The organism is Nonomuraea sp. NPDC049129 (assembly GCF_040648495.1).
In the GTDB taxonomy this organism is placed as follows: Bacteria; Actinomycetota; Actinomycetes; order Streptosporangiales; family Streptosporangiaceae; genus Nonomuraea.
The window spans coordinates 1-21990 of sequence record NZ_JBEZDU010000009.1 but is presented as its reverse complement, the minus strand read 5'-3'; the positions used below and the strand labels follow the sequence as shown (position 1 = coordinate 21990).

Sequence of the window (21990 nt, the reverse complement as noted above, 5' to 3'; positions counted from 1 at the left end):
GGAAGGTTTACGTACTGCGGTGATCTTGTCGGTGGTGATCTCTAATGTTCCGGCCATGACTCAAGCAGTGCAGGCGTATTCCTACGCCGGACCCTCCCTGCTCACCGATGGCAGACCCGCTCTCTCGACCTCCGGTGGGACGGCGTTATCCGGCTCCCGGACCGATCCCGGAATCTTCAGCGGCCGGCTCAGGTTCGAGGACAGGGCGTGAGCGGTTGGGAGGTCGTCGAGGAGGCCATCGCCACCCGTGACGCGGTCAAGATCGCGGAGATCGCGGAGACCGTGCGCGCGGGCGTGATCGACCGGGAGCTGCTGCTCGACGGCTGCGTCCGCCGCTTCCTGCGTGGCGGCCAGGCCGCTGACCTGCGCTTCTTCGCCCGGCTGCACGAGCTCGTCGAGCCCGCCCCCGCCGAGGTCGCGGCGCGGGCACACGACTACCTGCGGTTGCTGCCCGCCGCGCCACCTGTGGTCGCGGAGCTGGCGCTGCGGCACCTGCGCCGCCTCGACACGCTCGACCCCGCCGACGTGGCCGAGGCCCTGCAGGCGCTGCTGTTCAGGCCCGAGCGCAAGCTGGTGTCGATCGGGCTGAGCTGGCTCGACCAGGCCGCCCGCGACGCCGCTGACGATGCCGACGACTACGCGCCGGCCCTGGCGTACGCCTTCGCGTGCGACGCCCCCGACCTCCAGGAGCGGGCCGTACGGCTGGCGCTCAAGCACGCCGCCCGCTTCACCTCCGCGGGCGCCGAGGTGATCCGTGACGCGCTCGGGCTGCTGCCGCCGGACCTCGGCGAACAACTCGTGACGGTGTTCGGCGGTGAGGTGGCGGCCGACGAGGACGACGCCTGCTTCATGCCCGTACCGCTGCCCGCGTCTCCCCAGGAGGACGCCCGTTTCCCGCTGATCGGTGACATCCGGGAACTGGGCGCCTTCCCCGAGCGCGAGGACTGGCAGGGCGCCGAGCGGTGGCTGGAGGGGTTCGTCCGGTTCTGCACTGACGACCGTGACCTGCTCCGCTCGGTCCTGGCCCGCTGGACGAGCTGGCCGACGCGCCTGGACGTGCAGCCGGAGTGGCGCTACCTGGACCAGTGGTCCGAGGCGATGGCCAGGCAGATCGTCACGCCCGAGACCTGGCTCGGCCGGTCGTCGTCGCTGCTGCCGTCGCCCGTACGGGTGTCGCCGCCGCACCTGTTCCTGCTGCGGCGCTGGGCCGAGGTCCACGCGGCGCTGCGGGCGGGTGCGCTGCCGCCGTACCTGCTGGCGACCCCCACGAGCGGCACCGGGCACCTGGATCCCGGCGTGCTGGTCGACCGGCTGGAAGGCTACGAACGTACTGGTGCCAAGGTCATGGACGCCGACCTGTGGCAGGCGCTCCTGCGGCTGCCCCGCTCGGTCGCGCCCGAGGTGGCGGCGCGGGCGGGCGGGCTGACGTCCGCGGTGGGCGTCACGGCCGCACGCTGGATGAGCGGCGGCCGGCCCGTGCCGGTGACCGCCGTCGAGTGGACCCGCGGCTCCACCACCTACACGGGCGACCACGAGCCCGCCGGCGGGAAGCATCCCGACCTCGTGCCCAGGATCGCCCTCCCGTGCGGCGAGTCGGGGCCGCTTGGTCTCTCACGTGGTGAGTCGGGTCTGCCCGGTCTCGCGCACGGCGAGTCCGGTCCGCTCCCTTCCTCGTACGGCGGGTTCGGGCCGCTCCGTGATCTGTTCGACGATCCGGACGCGTCGCGCCGGGACGGTCACGGCGTCTACCTGTCGTGGTGGCCCGCCGTTCTGCCGTCGGACCGGGAGGCGGTGGCGGTGCACTGCCTGCCGTTCCTGCTCTACCACTGGAACGCGCCCGGGGTGGAGCCCGACATGCTGTGGGCGCTGGCCCGAGCTGGTGGGCCGGCGGGTGAGGGGGTCGCGCTGCTCCTGGCGTACTTCCTGGTCGAACGGGACTCCTGGGCGGGCGGGAAGCAGCCCAATGAGGGGGTCCGGGTGCTGGTCGAGATGGCCGGACGAGGGGATCTTCCCGCCGCCGAGGTGGGGCGGCAGCTCGCGCTGCTGTTGCGCAGGGCCTGGTACAAGCTGAGCGCGGTGGTCGAGTCGCTGGAGAGCGCGGCTCGGTATGGGGCGCATCGGGAGGTCTGGGAGGTGGTGGCCGCGTTTCTGACGGTCTATCTGCCCGGGCCCGGGGAGCGGGCGCGCACCGCCCACACGCAGGCGCTCGGCTTCGCCGTACGGGCCGCGTCGTGGGCGGGGGCGCGGGGTGAGCTGCCGTGTGTCGCGGATATCGCCCGACGCAAGGGGAGCAGCGGCTTCGTCCGCGAAGCACGCCGCCTCCACGCCCGGCTCACCTGAACCGGCTCACCTGAACCGGCTCGCCAGAATCGGCTCGACGTCGGGCTCGCCTGATCCGGCCGCCCGCCTGACCGGCCGGGGCATGTCGCCTCGGCCGGTGGCGCGGGTGGGTGGTCAGAGGTACAGACCGGTGGATTCGCCCTCGGTGGGTGGGGAGATCGCGCGGCCCGAGCGGAGCGCGTACAGCTCCGCCAGCGTCGCGCCCGACGGGCCGACGCCCTCGGACGAGCCGAGCCAGCCGACCGCCTCGTTCCTGGTCAGCGGGCCGATCTCGATCTGGGCCAGGCACCGGCCCGGACGTACGACGGCGGGGTGCAGCCGGGTCAGGTCCTCGTTCGTGGTGATCGCCACCAGCACGTCACGGCCCTGTCCCAGCAGGCCGTCGGTGAGGTTCAGCAGCCGCGACAGCCCCTGGCCCGTCTGGGCCTTGGCGGAGGAGCTGATCAGCTCGTCGCAGTCCTCCAGCACGAGCAGCCGCCACCGCTGCGCCTCCTCGTCGGTGTCGTAGCCGACCGCCACCTCCATCAGGTAGCCCGGCTCGTTGAACAGGCGCTCCGGATCGAGTACGCAGTCCACCTGGCACCAGTCCTGCCACTGCTTGGCCAGCGAGCGCAGCAGCGTGGTCTTGCCCGTGCCCGGCGGCCCGTGCAGCAGGACGAGGCGGCCGCCGATGTCGGCCGGGGTGACCGCCATCAGGCCGTCGAGCGAGCCGCGTACGCGGGCGGAGTAGTTGCCGCTGATCTCGTCCCAGGGCGAAGCGGTGATCGGCTTCTCGGAGCGGGTGCCGCCGTGCGCGCCACGCCACCAGAAGCCCATCTCGACGTGGTCGGTGTCGGGCTCCGGCTCCTCGGCGCCCTCGGTGCACTCCTTCAGCACGGAGCGGGCCAGCTCATCGCTGACCGCCGTGACGCTGACGGTCGCGGTGCGGTTGCGGTGCCGGATGACCCGTAGGGTCCAGCCGTCGCCGCAGATCAGGCTCGACACGGAGCCGTCCTGTACCTGCGCGGTGCGTACGGTCCTGCCCTGCTCGGGGCGGAGCGCGGCGTCGGGGCGTACGCGCTCCAGGTTGGCCAGGCGGGACCAGGGCTGGACGCCGGTCGCGAACGGCGACAGGGCCAGAGCGTCGATGACGTCGATGGCGGAGTCGGCGTCGTCGATCCAGATGTTCATCGGGAGCTCAGGGGAGTCCGGGCTGGGGAACGGCACCTCCTTAATCACAGACATAACAGTAATGATCCAGGTTCGCGGCCCGGTCTGTCGACGGCATTTGCGCAATTCCAGAGGTATTGCTGGCGTTCCGGGTGTCAGCCCTTGCTCAGGTCCCCGGTCTCCTCGACGATGCCGGGCCCCGGTACGTCGCGCCACATGTAGGTGAGCTTGCCGCCGTCGAGCGTGAGCCAGACCGTGCCGGCGATGCAGTCGATGGTGTCGGGCTGGAGGGAGAAGGTGAGCTTCGTCCCGGCTGTCTGCGTCAGGGTGATCTTGCCGGTGCAGCTGGTGGCGCTGTCCTTCTCGGCCCACCCGGCGGTGGACTGCCCGGTCTTCAGGTCGATCGTGACGGTGGCGCCGTCGGAGTCGATCGGGTTCGTGGAGGTGGTGCGGCCGGACCACTTGCCGGCGAATGCGGCGGGGATCTTCGGCGAGCCGCTTTGAGGTTTCGTTTCGGTGGTGGTCTTCTCGGTAGCGGTGCTCGTGGGTTCCTGGGTGGTGCTGCTCTGGCTTGGTGCGGGGGTCGAGGACGTCCGGGCCGTGGTGCCGGTCGGGGCGCGGTTGATCCACAGGAGGGTGCCGCCCGCCGCTCCCAGGGCGAGCACGGCCGCCACCGCGCCGATCAGCAGGCCACGCGAACGGTTCCGCTTGGAGACGTCTGTGGTGAGCGCCGCGGCTTCCGGTCCTGTACGTTCCCCAGCGCCGGTATCGGGAGGTCCGGCGGGGATGCCCGGTCTCCCGGCGACCTGACCCTGAAATCCCGTGGCGGCGACACCCGACCTATCGGGGACGCCCGGCGCGGGGGCGAGTGGGGTCGATGCGGGGCTGACCAGAGAGACCATCAGGTCGCGGGCCGTGGGCCGGTGCGCAGGGTCCTTCGCCAGGCACGACGCCATCAGCCCGCGCAGCCGGGGCGGCAACTCCGACAGGTCCGGGTCGGCGTGCAGGACCCGGTGCAGCACCGCGGGCACCGTGTCCGCGCCGAACGGGCTGCGACCGGTCGCCGCGAACACCATCGTCGCCGCCCACGCGAACACGTCCGACGCCGGGGAGGCGGGCGAGCCGGCGATCTGCTCGGGCGACAGGTAGGCGGGCGTCCCGATCAGTCCCGAGGTCAGCGTCGCCGCGCCCTCCGCCCTGGCGATGCCGAAGTCCACCACGCGGGGCCCGTCCGGGCCGAGCAGGACGTTGGCCGGCTTGAAGTCGCGGTGCACGATGCCCGCCGCGTGGATGGCGGCCAGGGCCGTGGCCGTGCCGACCACCAGGCGTTCCAGCTCGCCGCCGCGCAGCGGGCCGCGTTCGCGGGCGCGCTCGGCCAGCGACAACCCCTCCACGAATTCGCTCACGACGTAGGGCCGCGGCCCGTCGATCGAGGCGTCCAGCACGCGCGCCGTGCAGAAGGAGGCGATGCTCTCCAGCGCGTCGAGTTCCCGCGCCAGCCGCGCGCGGGTCTCCTCGTCGCCGGTGCTGAGCAGCTTGATCGCGACCGCCTCGCCGTCGCGGGAGTGCGCCAGGTAGACGACGCCCTGCCCGCCCTTGCCGAGCCGCCCGGCCAGCCGGTACGCGCCCAGCGACGCCGGGTCGTCCGGGGTCAGGGGGGTCGCCATGGCGGATACGTTACCGCTCGCCATGCATCCGTAGAGATAGCCCGGTACCTTGTGTCCTCGATCGAAAGTGTCCTTGATCGAATCACTGCGTACGTGGGGGTTTCTGGGGTGGCGAGGGTGACGTTCCGCGAGCGGGCGCGGTACTGGTTCGACAACACCATGTCGAAGGGCACGGCCTCACTGATCGGCTGGCTGGCCGTGGTGTCGGTCGGGCTCATCGTGGTGGTCGCCGGGCTCACTCTCTGGCTGGCTCCAGAGGAGCCCGAGGGCGTCGGCGGCGCCGGCCACGTGATGTGGATCGCGCTCATGCACGCGCTCACCCCGAGCAAGGTCGCCAGCGACAAGGGGTCGGTCGCCTATATGGCGGTGATGTTCGCCGGGTCGCTCGGCGGCATCTTCGTCGTCAGCATGCTCGTCGGCCTGCTGTCCAACGGCCTCAAGCAGAAGGTCGACCGGCTGCGCAGGGGCCGCTCCCGCATCGTCGAGTCCGGGCACACGGTGGTGCTCGGCTGGTCGGACCAGGTGTTCACGATCGTCGCCGAGCTGGCCAAGGCGCATGCCAGCCAGCCGGGCTCGGTCATCGCCGTACTGGCCGAACGCGACAAGCTGGCCATGGAGGAGGACATCCGCGAGAACATCGGCGACCTGGGCAGGACCCGCCTGGTCTGCCGTACGGGACGGCCCACCGAGTCGCGTGACCTCAACCTGATGAACCTGGCCGCCGCCCGGTCCGTCGTCGTGCTCTCACCCGACGGCGAGGACCCCGACGCGCATGTCATCAAGATCCTGCTCGCCCTGGCCAAGCGCCAGGGCACCCGCCCGCCGGTGGTCGCCGCCATCGCCGCCAGCCGCAACATCGCCGCGGCCCGCCTGGCCGGCGGCAAGGACGTGCACCTGGTCGACTCCGACGACACCGCCGCCCGGCTCATCGTCCAGTCCTCGCGGCAGTCGGGCATGTCCGTCGTCTGCATGGACCTGCTGAACTTCGACGGCGGCGAGATCTACCTGCGCGCCGGGACGGAGCTGGCGGGCAGCACGTACGGCGACGCGCTGCACGCCTACGAGACGGCCACGGTCATCGGCCTGCGCCGACCTGCCGGAGTCATCCTGAACCCGCCCATGGACACCGTCATCGAGGCCGCCGACCAGATCATCGTCATCGCCCACGACGACTCCGCCATCCGGCTCGCCACCGGTGAGCCCACCCTCGACGAGAGCGCGATCGCCGTCGCCGGCGGCTCCCCGCTCGAACCCGAACGCACGCTCCTGCTCAACTGGAACGGCCGGGCCGACCAGATCGTCCACTACCTCGACGCCTACGTCGCCCCCGGCTCCGTCCTGGAGATCGCCGCCGACCACCCCAAGGCCGGGACCGGCCTGGCGGACCTGGTCAACCTCACCGTGAACGTCAAGGAATGCGACACCACGGACCGGTACGCGCTCGAATCCCTCGGCGTCGGCCTCTTCCAGCACGTCATCGTCCTGTCGGACGACCGCTTCAAGCCGCACCACGCCGACACCCGCACGCTCATGACGCTGCTGCAGCTGCGCGACATGCAGAGCGCGATGGGCGAGCACTACTCGATCGTCAGCGAGATGCACGACGAGAACAACCGCGCGCTCGCGGAGGTGACCGAGGCCGACGACATCGTGATCAGCGACACGGTGATCGGCCTCCTGCTGGCCCAGCTGGCGGAGAACCGCCACCTGGCGGACGTGTTCGGCTACCTGTTCGACTCGCGCGGTTCGGAGATCTACCCGCGCCCCGCCGGCTCGTACGTGGCCTCAGGTACGCAGTTCACCTTCTCGACGGTCATAGAGGCGGCGCGCCGCAGAGGCGAGACGGCCATCGGCTACCGCGACAGCTCGGCGCTCAACGTCCCGCCGCACTACGGCATCGTCCTCAACCCACCGAAGTCCCAGCCCATCGTGCTGAACCGGCAGGACGCGGTGATCGTCCTGGCCGAGCGCTGAACCCGGGTGACGGCGCGGACTTGCCCGGAAGGCTACGGTTTGGGCGTGAGGACGATTGACTGGGTAGACGGCGCGGTCGAGCTGGTGGATCAGACGCGCCTGCCGGACGAGTGCGTCATGGTGCGGATCGAGACCGTCGCGGACCTGATCGACGCCATCCGGCGGCTGGCCGTACGCGGGGCGCCCGCGCTCGGCGTGGCCGGGGCGCTCGGCGTCGTGCTGGCGGCCGGCGACCAGGACGCCATAGCCAGGCTGCGCGCGGCCCGGCCCACCGCCGTGAACCTCGCCTGGGGCGTCGACCAGGCCGCCACGCACCTGCCCAAGGGGCCGCAGGCCGTGCTCAAGGCCGCGCTGCGGATCCGCGACGACGACATCGCCGCGTGCGAGGCGATGGGCCGGCGCGGTGCCGACCTGCTCGAAGGCGACCGGCTGCGCATCATGACCGTGTGCAACACCGGCGGTCTGGCGGCCGTCGAACGGGGCACCGCGCTCGGCGTCGTCCAGACGCTGCACGAGCGCGGCCGGCTGGCCGAAGTGCTCGCCCTGGAGACCCGTCCGCTGCTGCAGGGGGCCCGGCTCACCACGTGGGAGCTCGGCAGGATGGGCGCGCCGCACCGGCTCGTCGCCGACTCCGCCGGGCCGTACCTGCTGGCCAAGGGGGACATCGACGCGGTGCTCATCGGCGCCGACCGCATCGCCGCCAACGGCGACACCGCCAACAAGATCGGCTCGTACGCGCTGGCGCTCGGCGCGGAACGGGCCGGGGTGCCGTTCATCGTCGTCGCGCCCGAGACCACCATCGACCAGGCCACCCCCTCGGGCCGGCAGATCGAGATCGAGGACAGAGGCGCCGACGAGATCGTCTCCATCAGGGGCATGCGGGTGGCGCCCGAGGGCACGCGGGCGCTGAACCCGGCGTTCGACGTGACCCCGCACGACCTCATCACCGCGATCGTCACCGACAAAAGGGTGATCAGACCGTAAGAACCATAAAAAATCCAGATCTACCGACCTTTCCGCGCACTCCGGGCTACGCTCAGTGGTCACATTCCCCTACCCCCGGAGACACAAGGTGGCCATCGACCTCGTGTTACGGCGTGACTGGCACGCCCGTGCCCCGCACGGTGACTACACACAGCTCGACTCCACCAAAGGAGTAAAGGTCCACTACACGGGCGGCCGGGTCGAACCGGGCATCCTCGCCGACCACGCGGGCTGTGTGTCGCTGGTGCAGTCCGTTCAGGGCTACCACATGGACGGCAACGGCTGGATCGACATCGGTTATTCGTTCGTCGCCTGTCCGCATCGGAAGGTGTTCGAGGGGCGAGGGCTGCACCACTTACCGGCGGCCAACGGGGCCGGGCTCAACTCGGGCCATTACGCCATACTCGGCCTGGTCGGCAACGCCGGGCTGGTGGAGCCGCCCGACGGACTGCTCAACGGCATCCTGGACGCGGTCGAGTACGTCCGGGAACGCGGCAAGGCGGGCAAGGAGATCAAGGGGCACCGGGACGGCTACTCGACCGACTGCCCGGGCGAGCCCCTCTACGCGTGGGTCAAGCGCGGCGCGCCCCGGCCGGGTGGCGGCGGCGGTGGGCCCGAGGTGCCGACGGCGCCGCCGTTCCCCGGGCGGCTGCTCAAGTACCCGCCCGTGATGCAGGGCGAGGACGTGCGTACGTGGCAGCAGCAGATGAAGGTACGCGGCTGGGAGATCGAGGTCGACGGCGCCTACGGCAGCGGCTCGCGCGACGTGTGCCGTCGTTTCCAGCGCAGCGTGAGCATCGAGGACGACGGCATCGTCGGTCCGACCACCTGGCGGCTGAGCTGGGAGGCACCGCTGCCCTGACAGTGGGGTCGGTCAGGGGCGAACCCGGGGTTCCTCGCCTAACAGGGCAACGCCTACTATCCGAACATGCATCTGGTAGCGGGTTTTCCCCCCACCAATCGGGATGACTGGCGGGCGCTGGCGCTTGAGGTCCTGCGTAAGACGGGTGTCGAAGCGGAGTCGCCCGAAGAGGCGCTGTCCAGCATCACGTACGACGGGGTGACGCTCGCGCCGCTCTACGACGCCGCCGATCTCCCCAAGACCCTGAGGAAGGGCGCCCCTGGGGCGCGCGCCGGGTGGGATGTGCGGCAGCGGCACGCCGTGGCCGACGCGGAGGCCGTACTGGCCGATCTGGAGCACGGTGTCACCTCGCTCTGGCTGGTCCTGGGTGCCGGCGCGATCCCGGTCGAGCGGCTCGCCGACCTGCTGCGGGAGGTCCTTCTGGACCTCGCGCCGATCGTCCTGGAGGCCGGGCCCGAGGTACGGGAGGCCGCCGAGACCCTGTTCGGGCTGGCGGCGGAGCGCGGCGTCTCGCCGACGGGCAACCTGGGCGCCTCGATCGGTACGGCCGGCCGGGACACGACGGCCGAGCTGGCGGCGCGGTGCGCGGAAGGCTTCCCGGGGATGCGGGCCGTCCTGCTGGACGCCACGCCGTACCACGAGGCGGGCGGGAGCGACGCCGACGAGCTCGGCTGCTCGATCGCGCTGGGCGTCGAGCACCTGCGTGCGCTCACCGGTGCGGGGCTCACGGTCGAGCAGGCGTTCGGGCAGCTGGAGTTCCGTTACGCCGTCACCGACGACCAGTTCGCCGCCGTCGCCAAGCTACGGGCCGCCCGTACGCTCTGGGCGCGGGTGGCCGAGGTGTGCGGGGCGCCGGACGGCGGGCAGCTGCAGCACGCGGTGACGAGTTCCGCCATGATGACCGCCCGCGACCCCTGGGTGAACCTGCTCCGCACCACCATCGCCTGCTTCGCCGCCGGAGTGGGGGGCGCGGACGCGGTGACCGTGCAGCCGTTCGACGCGTGCCTGGGGGTGCCGGACGCGTTCGCCCGGCGGATGGCGCGCAACACGCAGGCGCTGCTGCTGGAGGAGGCCGGGGCCGGCCGGGTGGCCGACCCGGCGGCCGGCTCCTGGTACGTCGAGCGCCGCACCGCCGACCTGGCCGACCGCGCCTGGGCCTGGTTCCAGGAGATCGAGGCCGCAGGGGGGATCACGGCGGCCTCCGGCCTGGTCGCCGAGCGGATCGCGGAGACCAGGGAACGCCGTGCCGACGACATCGCCCACCGGCGCTTCCCGATCACCGGCGTGAGCGAATTCCCCCACCTCGACGAGAAACCGGTCCGCCGGAGCCCCGGTGACGGGGGCGCACTCGCGGGGGAGGGGTTGCCGCGGATCCGGTACGCGCGGGAGTTCGAGGAGCTGCGGGATCTCGCCGACGCGCAGCCGGAGCGGCCCGTGGTGTTCCTGGCCACCTTCGGACCCGTCGCCGCCCACACGGCCCGCGCCGCGTTCGCCGCGAACCTGTTCCAGGCGGGCGGCCTGGCCACCCAGACCGCCGGGCCGGGGACCGACCCCGACCAGATCGCCACCGCCTTCGCCGTCAGCGGCAGCGACGTGGCCTGCCTGTGCTCCAGCGACAAGATGTACGGCCTGCACGCCGAGGCGGTCGCCGCCGCGCTGAGACGGGCGGGCGCGAAAAAGATCTGGCTGGCGGGGAAGGGGAGCTACGAAGGCGTCGACGGCCGCCTCTACGCCGGGTGCGACGCGCTCGCCGTGCTCCGCACGACCTTCGACGACCTGGAGGTGACGCGATGATCCCGGACTTCTCGGCCATCCCACTGACCGACCCGACCCCCACCGAGCCCGCTCAGCCCGCCGTAGATGCCGCCGTAGATGCCGCCGAGGTCTGGGATACGCCCGAGGGGATCGGGGTCAAGCCGGTCTACACGGCCGACGACCTCGACGGGCTCGACTTCCTGCGGACCTATCCGGGTGCCGCGCCGTACCTGCGCGGCCCCTATCCGACCATGTACGTCAACCAGCCCTGGACGATCCGCCAGTACGCGGGCTTCTCAACGGCCGAGGACTCCAACGCCTTCTACCGCCGCAACCTGGCCGCCGGGCAGAAGGGTCTGTCGGTGGCGTTCGACCTGGCCACGCACCGGGGCTACGACTCCGACCATCCGCGGGTGGCCGGTGACGTGGGCATGGCCGGGGTGGCGATCGACTCGATCTATGACATGCGGCAGTTGTTCGACGGGATCCCGCTCGACCGGATGTCGGTGTCGATGACCATGAACGGCGCGGTCCTGCCCGTACTGGCGCTCTACATCGTGGCGGCCGAGGAGCAGGGGGTGGCGCCCGAGCAGCTGGCCGGGACCATCCAGAACGACATCCTCAAAGAGTTCATGGTCCGCAACACCTACATTTATCCCCCAGGCCCATCGATGCGCATAATTTCGGATATTTTCGCGTTTACCAGTGAAAAGATGCCGAAGTTTAATTCCATCAGTATCTCCGGCTATCACATCCAGGAGGCCGGGGCCACCTGTGACCTCGAACTCGCCTACACGCTGGCCGACGGGGTCGAATACCTGCGGGCAGGCGTCGCCGCCGGGATGGACGTCGACAGGTTCGCGCCCAGGCTGTCGTTCTTCTGGTGCATCGGCATGAACTTCTTCATGGAGGTCGCCAAACTCCGGGCCGCCCGCCTCCTGTGGGCGAACCTCGTTTCCGGATTTAATGCGAAAAATCCGAAATCGCTGAGCCTCCGTACCCACTCCCAGACCTCCGGCTGGTCCCTCACCGCGCAGGACCCGTTCAACAACGTCGCCCGTACGTGCGTCGAGGCCATGGCCGCCACCCAGGGCCACACCCAGTCCCTGCACACCAACGCCCTCGACGAGGCGCTCGCGCTGCCCACCGACTTCTCCGCCCGCATCGCCCGCAACACCCAGCTCCTCCTCCAGCAGGAGTCGGGCACCACCAAGGTGATCGACCCGTGGGGCGGCTCCTACTACGTCGAACGCCTCACCCACGATCTCGCCGAACGCGCCTGGGCCCACATCCAGGAGGTCGAGGCCGCCGGCGGCATGGCCCGCGCCATCGAGGCCGGGCTGCCCAAGCTCCGCATCGAGGAGGCCGCGGCCCGCGCCCAGGCCCGCATCGACTCGGGCCGCCAGCCCGTGATCGGCGTGAACAAGTACCGCACCGACGCCGACGAACCGATCGAGGTGCTCAAGGTCGACAACAGCGCCGTGCGGGCGCAGCAGCTCGACAAGCTGCGCAGGTTGCGGGCCGAACGCGACGGCGGCGCCGTGGCCCGCGCGCTCGACGCCCTGACGAAGGCCGCCGGCGAGCCCACCCCCGGTCTCGAGCACAACCTGCTCAAACTGGCGGTCGACGCCGCCCGCGCCAAGGCGACCGTGGGCGAGATCTCCGACGCGCTGGAGCGGGTCTTCGGGCGCCACGCGGAGCAGGTCCGTACCATCTCCGGCGTGTATCGCGACGAGGCGGGCCCGGCCGCCAACATCGAGCGGGTACGCCGGGCGAGCGCCGACTTCGAGCGCGCCGAAGGCCGTCGCCCGCGCATCCTGGTGGCCAAGATGGGCCAGGACGGCCACGACCGCGGCCAGAAGGTGATCGCCACCGCGTTCGCCGACCTGGGGTTCGACGTGGACGTCGGCCCGCTGTTCCAGACGCCGGAGGAGGTGGCGCGGCAGGCCGTCGAGGCGGACGTGCACATCGTCGGCGTGTCCTCGCTGGCGGCCGGGCACCTGACCCTGGTGCCCGCGCTCAGGCAGGCACTGGCGGCGCTGGGCGCGGACGACGTGATGATCGTGGTCGGCGGCGTCGTCCCGCCGGGCGACTTCGACGAACTGCGCGCGGCCGGCGCCTCGGCGATCTTCCCTCCCGGTACGGTGATCGCCGACGCCGCCCTGGACCTGCTGGAGGAGCTCGCGTCCCGCCTGGGGCACTGACCCGGGCTCAGTCCAGCCGGTCCAGCACCTTGACGGCGACCTGCGTGCCGTCCGGGGCGTACCCCAGGTAGACCACGCCCTGACCGCCCGCGCCCAGCCGCCTGGTCAGCCGGTACGGGCCGATCTCGGTAGGGTCCCGCTCCGTCATCAGTCTTCGATGGAGCAGACGGAGAACGTCGTGGATCTGCTCTTGACGACCGGCGAGGTCAACTTGAACGTGACCGTGTGCGTGCCTTCCTTCACCATGTAGCCCAGCGACCCTTCCCAGCCGGTGTACTCCCCATGGCCGATCAGGCCCCCGCGCCGCATGACGGTCTTGCCGTCGATGAGCCAGGCGAAGTTGTACTTCAGCACGTCGTACTCGCCCGGCGGGGTCTTGTCCGTCTCCACGTTGGTGTCGAAGTTGACCGGCGGCATGAGGCAGCCGTTCGTGGGGTGGGCGCCCATGGCGCGGATGGCGAGGATCGAGAGGTTGCCCTTGGTGACGGCGGGCTTCTTCGTGGTGCGGGTGGGGGCGGGCGTCGAGCGCTCGGGGGAGGACGCGGGCTTGGTCGTGGGCTCCGTGGTGAGCTTGGTCGTGGGTTTCACGGTGGGGCCCACGCTGGGTTTTCGCGTGGGCTTGCGGGTGGTGGTCTTGCGCGGCCGGGGACTCTTCGACGGGGTGGTGTCCGCGGTTTGGACGCCTGTCTTGGGCGAGGAGGCGGCCGCGGGCGGCTGGGTCTCCGTGCCCGGCGGGAACGCGAGCGTCACGGCGGTGGCGATGGACGCCATGATCGCCACACTCCCGCCCCCGGCTAACAGCGGGATGAGCACCCGCCCACGCCCCGCCGCCTGCCCCTGCTCCATGCCTTGGCCGGGCCCGATCGGTCCCGTGGGCTGCGGGCCGTGCCCGGCGCCCATCGAGCCGTGCGCGCCGGGCACGGTCCCGTGGGCCCCCATCGCTGGGAAGCCGGGCCCGGCGACCGGCGTACCGGACGACTGGCCGCCGAGGAGCCGCAGCAGGACGTCCTGCATGGTCGGGCGGCGGGCCGGGTCCTTGGACAGGCACGCGTACACGATCGCCTGCAGCGACCGCGGCAGGTCCCCCAGCTGGGGTTCGTTGTTGAGGATGCGGCTGATGACGGCGGGCAGCGAGTCCTGCCCGAACGGCGGCTCCCCGCCGGCCGCGTACACGATCACCGACCCCCACGCGAACACGTCCGCCGCCGGCCCGGCGGGCGCCCCGGCCAGCTGTTCCGGCGCCATGTAGGCGGGCGTGCCGACGATGCCGCTGGTGACCGTGAGCGCGGAGTCCGTCGCGCGGGCGATGCCGAAGTCGATGACGCGCGGGCCGTCCCGTCCGAGCAGCACGTTCGCCGGTTTGAAGTCGCGGTGCACGATGCCGGCCGCGTGGATGGCCGCCAGCGCCGTGGCGGTCGCCACGGCCAGTCGCTGCAGGTCGCCACCGCTGTGCCGGCCCGCCTGCTGGAGCGAGGGGCCCTCGACGTACTCGGTCACGATGTACGGCCGGGCGCCCAGCGAGGCGTCCAGCACCTGCGCGATGCAGAACGGCTCCACCCGCCGCGCCGCCGCGACCTCCTTGGCGAAGCGGTCGTCCCCGACCAGCCCGTCCAGCAGCACCTTGACCGCGACCGGCCCACCGTTCGGCGCCTGCGCCAGGTAGACCACGCCCTGGCCGCCCTCGCCCAGCCGCCCGACCAGCCGGTACGGACCGACAGCGCCGGGGTCCTCCGGCAGGAGCGGTTCCGCGGCCATCGTCAGTTCGTCTCACCCGGGCACAGCGTGACGGAGACGCTCCGCTGCCTGGCCACGGGCGAGGTGATCCGCAGGGTCGCGAGGTGGGTGCTTCCGGCGCCTCTGATGTTGCGGGGCGAAGTCAGGTACAGCTCGCCGTCCTGCGGGATGGTGGCCGTCGACCGCGACACCGTCCTGCCGTCGATGACCCAGGCGAAGCTGAAGTTCAGCGGATTACCCTGGCGCTGGACCAGCCCCCTGAGCGTCACCTGGCCACCGGAGTAGCACCCGTTGTCGAGCGCGCCGCCGGCGCGGACGTACCGGACCTTGAGCTGCCCGCCCGCGACCGAAGTGGCCGTCGGGTCCGTGCTGGGGGTGCCGTTCTGGCTCGCGGGGTCCGGGGTCGGCTGGGACGTGCGGGTCTTCTTCGGGCGGGGTGTACGCGTGGGGGAGGCCGATGGGGTCGGCGTGGAGATGCCGGACAGGTTCTTGGTCTTCGGTTGCGGTGTCGAAGGGGTCAGCCACACGATCGCCGCGCCCAGCGCCAGCACCGAGATGCCGGAAGCGCCCGCGATGGCGACGGTCTTCACACGCCGCCGCCGGGGCCGCGCCTTGCCGTCGCCCCCGGCCGCCTGCGGGCTCACCTGAGTGGCGTCCTGATCGGGCGCGAGACCATATCCGCCCTGATCCGGCACGGCGTCATACCCGGCCTGGTCCGGCGCGGGAGCGTATCCAGGTTGTTCCGGCGGCGTCGGAGGCCGGGACTGTCCGCCGAGCAGGTGCAGCAGCACGTCCTGCATGGACGGGCGGCGGGCCGGATCCTTGGCCAGGCAGCTCAGCACCACCGAACGCAGCGGCTCCGGCAGCTCACCCACCTGCGGTTCGCTGTGCACGATGCGGTTGATCACCGCGGGCAGCGAATCGTCGCCGAACGGCGGCACCCCCGACGCCGCGTACACGATCACCGACGCCCACGCGAACACGTCCACCTGAGCCCCCACCACCTGCCCCGCCAGCTGCTCCGGAGCCATGTAGGCGGGCGTGCCGACGATGCTGCTCGTCGAGGTCACCCCGGAGACCAGCGCGCGGGCGATGCCGAAGTCGATGACGCGCGGGCCGTCCCGCCCGAGCAGGACGTTCGACGGCGTGAAGTCGCGGTGCACGACGCCCGCCTGGTGGATGGCGGCCAGCGCGGTCGCCGTCGCGACCGCGAGCCGTTGCAGCCGCGCCCCGCTGTGCCGGCCCGCGTTCTGGAGGGACGGGCCGTCCACGTACTCGGTCACGATGTACGGCCGGCCAGAGGTCGACGCGTCGAGCACCTGCGCGATGCAGAACGGCTCCACCCGCCGCGCGGCGGCGATCTCCTTGGCGAAGCGGTCGTCGCCCGCGATGTCCTCGCGGAGCACTTTGATCGCGACCGGCGCCCCGTTGCGCGCCTGGCCGAGGTAGACCACGCCCTGGCCGCCCGCGCCCAGCCGTCCGACGAGCCGATAACGCCCCACCGCCGCCGGGTCGCCCGCTCGTAGGGGTTCGACATTGGGCATAAGGGGAGTGACTCCTGTGACAGCTGAGAATAGACGTCCAGCACCTTAGCGCCAAAAGTCAGGATCTGTCGGAAGTTAAGCTGACCAAGCCTGAGAAAGGAGGGCGAGTGCGCTCGCTGGAGGACTATGCCCGTGGGGTGCGCGAAGGCTCGCGTACCTGGATCGCCCGCGCGATCACGCTCGTGGAGTCGACCAGGGCGGACCACATCGCGCTCGCCCAGCGGCTGCTGGTCGAGCTCACCCCGCTGTCCGGCGGGGCCACGCGGGTGGGCGTCTCAGGGGTGCCCGGCGTGGGCAAGTCCACCTTCATCGACGCCCTCGGCACCATGCTGACCGGCCAGGGCCACAAGGTCGCCGTACTGGCCGTGGACCCCTCCTCCACCAGGACCGGCGGGAGCATCCTGGGCGACAAGACCCGCATGGCCCGCCTGTCGATGGACCCCGCCGCCTTCATCCGGCCCTCGCCCACCTCGGGCACCCTGGGCGGCGTGGCCAAGGCGACCAGGGAGGCCATGGTCGTGGTGGAGGCGGGCGGGTTCGACGTCGTGCTCGTCGAGACCGTGGGCGTCGGTCAGTCGGAGACGGCGGTGGCCGACATGGTCGACACGTTCCTGCTGCTCAGCCTGGCGCGTACCGGGGACCAGCTGCAGGGCATCAAGAAGGGCGTGCTCGAACTGGCCGACGTCATCGCGGTCAACAAGGCGGACGGCGAGCACGAGCCCGCGGCGCGCAAGGCGGCGCGGGAGCTCGCGGGGGCGCTGCGCATGCTGCGTTCCGACAGCGTGCCGCCGCCGGTCCTCACCTGCAGCGGCCTCACGGGCGCGGGGCTCGACGAGCTGTGGCGCAAGGTGCTGGCCCACCAGAAGTCGCTGGACCTGGCCGCCAAGCGCCGCCGCCAGCAGGTGCAGTGGACGTGGACGCTGGTGCGCGACCGGCTGCTGACCGAGCTCCGGGACGCGCCGGAGGTGGCGGCGATCGCGGAGGAGGTCGAGCGGGACGTCCTCGCGGGGACCCTCACCCCGGCCCTCGCCGCCGACCGTCTCCTGTCCGCTTTCGAGCGCCCACGCCGGTGATCGGCCTAGGTGAGTGCGTCTCGGGTTGAGATTCCTCCTCCGCTGGGTGGTATATCCCATCCGCTTCTACGCCCCGTAATCACTCAGTGACGTGATTCATGTCACTATTGCCCCCATCTACGCCTGGAGGGGCATATGGGTGCGGAGTCGGGGCTGCCGGAGTCGGTCACAGGGGCATTGGCGGAGTACGGGCGGCTGCTCGGCGAGCACGGCATCACCTGGGGCGAGCCGGAGATCCACTACGTCAAGCTCTTCGCCAGGCGCAGGGTCCTGCCTCCCGCCCAGATGGAGCTGTTCTGGCGGCTGGCCTACGGCCGCCTCGCCGAGCGTCACCCCGGCGAGACCCAGGACCTGCTCGCCACCCGCCTGGCGGAGCTGGACTTCGACGAGCTCCTGCGCGACGCGCTCGACGGTGAACTGCCCGCCCACCTGGCCGTCCTGCGCCTGACGGCCGGCGGCGCCGTACTGGACTGCACGCCACGCGCGCTGCTGGATCGCGTACCGCACACCGTGCCGGACCCCACGACGGGCACGCAGCGGGACCCCACGGCTGGTGCGCAGCCGGACCCCGCGACAGGCGGGCCGCCGGACCGTGCGGATCGCACCGGACCGCCGCGGTTCGCGATGCTGGTCGACTCGCGGCGCGACGTCGCCAGTGCCGTCGTCGTGGACGGCGCCGAACGGGTCGTCGCGCCGAGAGGCGCCTGGCTGGTCGAGATCGACGGCGACAGCACGGTCACCGTCGACGGAGCACCCGTGCCGATCGACGGGCTGACCAGGACGGCCCCGGCGGCCACGTTACGGCTGAGCGCCGGGTTCCCGTGCCGGTGGAGCGTCGCCGGCGCCGACGGACAGGGCTGGTTCCCCGAGGCGACCCCGCACCGCCACGACTTCCACGGCCGCCCGTACTTCCACGGCGACGACCTCGTCCTGCGCGTCCCGGCCGAACCGCTGACGCTCACGGTGACCAGGGGCATGGAGTACGGCGCGGCGACCGCGGAGATCACTCCGGAGCCGGGCGAGGAGCACCTGGTACGGCTGGCCCCGCGCAGGATCTACGACGCCGCGGCCCTCGGCTGGTACGGCGGCGACATGCACGTACACCTCAACTGGGCCGGTGACGTGGTCGGCCTGCCGGCCGACGCGGCGGCGGCGCAGCACGGCGAGGACCTGCACGTGCTCAACCTGGTGGCCGGCAACGTCTCGGGCAGCCGCGTCTACGACCGGGCGGCGCTCGACCACTGGAGCGGCGCCGACCTGCCCTGGTCCGACGCGACCCACCTGGCCAGGATGGGCGCCGAATACCGCAACGATCTGCTCGGCCACGTCTACGCCTTCGCGCCGCGGGCGGCGCCGGAGCGCTTCCACACCGGGTTCGACGGGGACGCCGACTGGCCGCCCAACGCCGAGGGCCTGCGCGAGCTGCGCGGCCTGGGGGCGCTCGTCGGCTACAGCCACCCGTTCCACCAGCCGATCGGTGACTGCGACTCGCCCAAGTCCATCGTCTGGCCCGCGCCGCGCAACTGCGCCGCCAGGGAGCTGGTCGCCGACGCCGCGCTCGGGCTCGTCGACAGCCTCGACGTGCTGACCCACTCGTCGATCACGGCGAGCGCGGCCGTGTACCGGCGGCTGATCGGGGCGGGCAACCGGCTGGCCGTCACGGCGGGCACCGACTCGATGTTCTCCTTCACCCGGGCCGGCAACCAGTCGAACCCGCCGGGCTGGGCCCGCGTCTACGCCCAGGTGGAGGGCGCGCTGACCGCCGCGTCGTTCGCCGAGGCGGTACGGGCCGGCCGTACGTTCGCCACCACCGGACCCTGGCTGGAGCTCTCGGTCGACGGGTACGGGCCGGGCGACACGATCGACACGTGCCGCGGCGACCGGCTGACGGTCACCGCCACCGCCATCGGCCCGGAGGTCACGGCGGTCCGCGTCCGTACGGCGGAGGGCGTCCGCGCCGGGGCGGAGCGCCTGCCGGCCGGCGAGCGGTGGGGTGGCGAGGTACGCGGCCTGGAGCCCGCGACCAGCCCCAGCGAGTGGGCCGAGGCCGGTGGGCGCCCGCCCGCGGTCCACTGGCGCGGCGAGGAGGAGGTGCTGAGCGTGACGGTCGAGCTGGAGACCGACCGCCCCACGTACGTGATCGCCGAGGCCCTGTGCGACCCGCACCCGCGCACGCTCAACCACACCGGCTACGCCCTGACCAGCCCCGTGTACGTGGACGTCGACGGCAGGCCGGTGGCCACGCCCGCCGACGTGCGGTGGTGCCTCGACTGGCTCGACCTGCTGGAGGACCTCATCAAACAGCACGCCAGGCTGGCCGACCGCGACCAGCTCGTCGACCACCTGGCCGTGCTGCGACAGGCCAGAGCGGTTTACCAGTCGCGTCTACGCTGAAGGCGATGGACATCGAGACGCTGCTCCGCGGCCACCCCGACTGGTTCGGCCACCTCGAATCCGGCGGTCCCGCCAAGATCGCCTTCCCCGACGACCTCGCGGACGAGCTGGTCAGGCTCGCCGTGCCGCACGAGGACATCGGCGCCGTCCTGGCCACGCTGCCGGAGCCGGGCAGCCCGCTGTGGTGGCTGGCCGAACGGTGTGTCGGCTCGCTGGTGACGGCCATGGGCAGCCTCGACCCGCCCCCTGCCTTTCCCGACCTGCCCGAGCTGGGCCCGTACTTTTTCGTGCACGTGTTCGTCGCCGCCCTGCCGTACACCAGGCGGTATCACCGCGAACACGGCGTCCCGGACGCGGTCTCCCGGGCCACGCTCGCCGACCTGGGCCGCAACATGGCCGTGCACCGCAAGCGGCACGGCACCGCCGGCCTGCAGTACCCCAGGTGGTTCATGCGGCACGCTCGCGGCATCCTGTACGAGCTGGGCAGGGTATGAACCGTTCTTCATATTCGCTATGAAGACCTGGGTTTCTGCGCTGGGCTCGTAGTCGGTGCTGTGCTGGTGGAACGTGATCCCGCGGGATGGGTCGGTATCCGGCGGACGTGTATCGCTCACGTGTTCTACCCAAAGACGTCAACTCTTGGTAGCGTTGCGGTCGCACATCGTGGTGGCGGGGGGTGAGCGGGGTGCAGGTTGGGCTCCAGGTCGTGCGGTGCACGTGTCGATGTCGCCTGGTCACCCCTGACCTGAGGGGGGCGGTGGGTGGGTAGGCTCACCGCGACAGCCTCCTGCACCGCTTACGCGGCGGTGGTGGAGGCGAGCGGTGAGGTCGTCGCGCAGGCGCTGCTGGTGCGGCGGGTGGCCTGGCTGACCGCTCTGGCACGCGATGTGACCGCCCGTCTGGTGGTGGCCCGGTGGAATGCGGCTGATCTGGACGCTTTGGGGTCCGGGGTGGGGCTGGACGGGCGGGTGTTGCCGTCGAAGGGCTGGATGGCGCTGCGCCGGCTCGGCTGGGGTGTGAGCCCGCCCTTGGGCGTGTACGTCTGTGATCGGGTGATGCGGTGCGCCCAAGAGCAGGCCGCCCGCCTGTTGCGGCTGGCGCTGCACCGGCGCCGTCTGGTGGCGGCGATCGTGGCCACCTGGCCGCAGAATACGGGTGCACGTACCGGCGCCGAGTGGCAGGCGCTGCGCGCGTTGCTGCCGGACGGGGTGACGGCGGCCGACATCCGGAACCGGACCCGGCAGATCCGCGCCTATCGCGACGAGCATGGCGCGTTCCCGGCCGATCTGACCGACCTGGAGGAGCCGCCGAAGGTTGCGGCGCAGGTGGTGCTGGCGGCGGCCGACCGGCAACTGCTCACCCTGGAGCGCACCGGCGATGACGGCGCCCGGCTGCGGGTGCGGCTTCCGCTGGTCGAATCGCCCGCGTCCGCCAGTGACTGGGCCTGGCATGTGCTGCCTGTCGTCTTGCCGCCGACCGTGCCGCCGGAGGCGGCGTTGTGCGCCCCTACCGTGCGGGTGGTCAAGGGGCGGGTGCGGGTCGATCTGCCGTTTCAGATCCCGGTCGGCTTCGCGCCCGCTACCGGTCATCGGGTCGGGTGCGGGTTCGACTGGGGCCTCAACGGGCTACTGACCGGCGTGGCAGCGGAGTTGGCCGATGACCGGGTGATCAGTGATGGGCGGCCGTTCGTCTACGACGCGAGCGGTGTGTCGGCCAAGCTGCACCGGCTGCGGGCCGAGCGTGAACACCTGGCCGCCAAGATAAAGCATCAACAACGACTCCTGGCCTGGATGACCGTCGCCGATCCCCGCCGCGCCACGTTGAGCGCGGCCTGCCGGGCTCTCGGGGTCGAGCATGAGCGGCTGTGCGCCCGTATCCGCAACCTGAACAAGGCACTGACCTGGTCGGCGGCGCGGTGGGCGGTCGACCAGGCCGCCGCCGCAGGGGCGACGGTCATCTATGTGGAGGACCTGGCCACCTTGGAGGCGCGCGGGCGCCGGGCCAGGGTGAACGCGCGCCTGTCGGGGCAGGTGCGCGGGCGGATCGTCGAGGCGATCCGGCATCTGGCCGCCAAGTACGCCATCGCGGTGGTCACGGTTCCGGCGCGTGGCACTTCCCGGTACTGCCCCCGGTGCGGGGACGGTACGTCGGTGCTCCAGCATTGCCCGGCCCCGGACCGGCTCGCCGAGCGGGGCTGGAGGTGGGCTTACTGCCCGGCCTGCGGCCTGTCCTGTGATCGGGACTGGGCAGCGGCCGAGCGGATCGTCTCCCGCGGCCTGCTCGGCCAACACGCCACCCGCACCCACCGTT

At 71.8% G+C, this 21990-nt stretch carries 15 protein-coding genes; 10 read left to right on the top strand and 5 right to left on the bottom strand.

Features of this window, described 5'->3' with window-relative positions; genetic code table 11:
• Positions 1 to 207: 207 nt before the first annotated feature.
• A complete protein-coding gene (locus tag AB0B64_RS27845; protein WP_358180730.1) occupies positions 208 to 2340 on the top strand; it encodes a DUF6493 family protein in 2133 nt (710 codons plus the stop codon).
• Positions 2341 to 2454: 114 nt separating this feature from the next.
• Here AB0B64_RS27845 and AB0B64_RS27840 read toward each other — a convergent pair whose 3' ends face one another.
• A complete protein-coding gene (locus AB0B64_RS27840; protein WP_357946036.1) occupies positions 2455 to 3564 on the bottom strand; it encodes a DUF5925 domain-containing protein in 1110 nt (369 codons plus the stop codon).
• 80 nt (positions 3565 to 3644) lie between these two features.
• Entirely contained in the window at positions 3645 to 5156 is a 1512-nt protein-coding gene (locus AB0B64_RS27835; protein WP_358180727.1) for a serine/threonine-protein kinase, read from the bottom strand.
• Positions 5157 to 5264: 108 nt separating this feature from the next.
• Between AB0B64_RS27835 and AB0B64_RS27830 the strand changes: the two genes are divergently transcribed.
• The 5 genes from AB0B64_RS27830 (at position 5265) to scpA (ending at position 12935) form a co-directional block, all read left to right on the top strand.
• Positions 5265 to 7130 carry a potassium transporter TrkA gene (locus AB0B64_RS27830; RefSeq protein WP_358180724.1) on the top strand — a complete coding sequence of 622 codons (1866 nt, stop codon included), beginning with the start codon at positions 5265 to 5267 and terminating at the stop codon, positions 7128 to 7130.
• A gap of 45 nt (positions 7131 to 7175) precedes the next feature.
• Positions 7176 to 8114 carry an S-methyl-5-thioribose-1-phosphate isomerase gene (gene mtnA, locus AB0B64_RS27825; protein ID WP_358180721.1) on the top strand — a complete coding sequence of 313 codons (939 nt, stop codon included), beginning with the start codon at positions 7176 to 7178 and terminating at the stop codon, positions 8112 to 8114.
• An 88-nt stretch (positions 8115 to 8202) separates the two neighbouring features.
• Positions 8203 to 8976 (top strand): N-acetylmuramoyl-L-alanine amidase, encoded by a 774-nt coding sequence (locus tag AB0B64_RS27820; RefSeq protein WP_357946048.1) that lies wholly within the window; start codon positions 8203 to 8205, stop codon positions 8974 to 8976.
• A gap of 66 nt (positions 8977 to 9042) precedes the next feature.
• Complete coding sequence (locus tag AB0B64_RS27815) at positions 9043 to 10770, top strand: methylmalonyl-CoA mutase subunit beta (RefSeq protein WP_357946051.1); 1728 nt, start codon at positions 9043 to 9045, stop codon at positions 10768 to 10770.
• Positions 10767 to 12935 (top strand): methylmalonyl-CoA mutase, encoded by a 2169-nt coding sequence (gene scpA / locus AB0B64_RS27810; protein WP_358180718.1) that lies wholly within the window; start codon positions 10767 to 10769, stop codon positions 12933 to 12935. The genes AB0B64_RS27815 and scpA overlap by 4 nt, the downstream gene beginning before the upstream one ends.
• A 7-nt stretch (positions 12936 to 12942) precedes the next feature.
• On the opposite strand, the gene AB0B64_RS27805 is transcribed toward scpA, so the two are convergent.
• Genes AB0B64_RS27805 through AB0B64_RS27795 form a run of 3 tightly spaced genes read right to left on the bottom strand, consistent with a single transcriptional unit; the run spans position 12943 to position 16213 of the window.
• Positions 12943 to 13083: a hypothetical protein gene (locus tag AB0B64_RS27805; RefSeq protein ID WP_357946057.1), complete on the bottom strand. Its 141-nt coding sequence runs from the start codon at positions 13081 to 13083 to the stop codon at positions 12943 to 12945.
• A complete protein-coding gene (locus AB0B64_RS27800) occupies positions 13083 to 14690 on the bottom strand; it encodes a protein kinase (RefSeq protein WP_357946060.1) in 1608 nt (535 codons plus the stop codon). Before AB0B64_RS27800 ends, AB0B64_RS27805 begins: the two co-directional genes overlap by 1 nt.
• A 2-nt stretch (positions 14691 to 14692) precedes the next feature.
• On the bottom strand, positions 14693 to 16213 hold the full coding sequence (locus AB0B64_RS27795) for a protein kinase (protein WP_358180715.1): 1521 nt from the start codon (positions 16211 to 16213) through the stop codon (positions 14693 to 14695).
• A gap of 107 nt (positions 16214 to 16320) precedes the next feature.
• Here AB0B64_RS27795 and meaB point away from each other — a divergent pair, with 107 nt between their 5' ends.
• The 4 genes from meaB to AB0B64_RS27775 all read left to right on the top strand — a co-directional run.
• Complete coding sequence (gene meaB / locus AB0B64_RS27790; RefSeq protein ID WP_357946064.1) at positions 16321 to 17286, top strand: methylmalonyl Co-A mutase-associated GTPase MeaB; 966 nt, start codon at positions 16321 to 16323, stop codon at positions 17284 to 17286.
• Between the two features lie 135 nt (positions 17287 to 17421).
• Entirely contained in the window at positions 17422 to 19680 is a 2259-nt protein-coding gene (locus tag AB0B64_RS27785) for a CehA/McbA family metallohydrolase (protein WP_358180712.1), read from the top strand.
• A 5-nt stretch (positions 19681 to 19685) separates the two neighbouring features.
• The gene (locus AB0B64_RS27780) at positions 19686 to 20174 is read left to right on the top strand and encodes an acyltransferase domain-containing protein (RefSeq protein ID WP_358180709.1); all 489 of its coding nucleotides are present in this window, start codon (positions 19686 to 19688) and stop codon (positions 20172 to 20174) included.
• A gap of 267 nt (positions 20175 to 20441) precedes the next feature.
• The coding region (locus AB0B64_RS27775; RefSeq protein WP_358180706.1) for a zinc ribbon domain-containing protein at positions 20442 to 21990 on the top strand (1549 nt) is incomplete at its 3' end.

Coding starts and splice junctions, on each gene's coding strand:
- AB0B64_RS27835 (WP_358180727.1), bottom strand. CDS start 5,156: ATGGCGACCCCCCTGACCCCGGACGACCCGGCGTCGCTGGGCGCGTAC.
- AB0B64_RS27785 (WP_358180712.1), top strand. CDS start 17,422: ATGGGTGCGGAGTCGGGGCTGCCGGAGTCGGTCACAGGGGCATTGGCG.
- AB0B64_RS27840 (WP_357946036.1), bottom strand. CDS start 3,564: ATGTCTGTGATTAAGGAGGTGCCGTTCCCCAGCCCGGACTCCCCTGAG.
- AB0B64_RS27795 (WP_358180715.1), bottom strand. CDS start 16,213: ATGCCCAATGTCGAACCCCTACGAGCGGGCGACCCGGCGGCGGTGGGG.
- scpA (WP_358180718.1), top strand. CDS start 10,767: ATGATCCCGGACTTCTCGGCCATCCCACTGACCGACCCGACCCCCACC.
- AB0B64_RS27780 (WP_358180709.1), top strand. CDS start 19,686: ATGGACATCGAGACGCTGCTCCGCGGCCACCCCGACTGGTTCGGCCAC.
- AB0B64_RS27805 (WP_357946057.1), bottom strand. CDS start 13,083: ATGACGGAGCGGGACCCTACCGAGATCGGCCCGTACCGGCTGACCAGG.
- AB0B64_RS27800 (WP_357946060.1), bottom strand. CDS start 14,690: ATGGCCGCGGAACCGCTCCTGCCGGAGGACCCCGGCGCTGTCGGTCCG.
- AB0B64_RS27815 (WP_357946051.1), top strand. CDS start 9,043: ATGCATCTGGTAGCGGGTTTTCCCCCCACCAATCGGGATGACTGGCGG.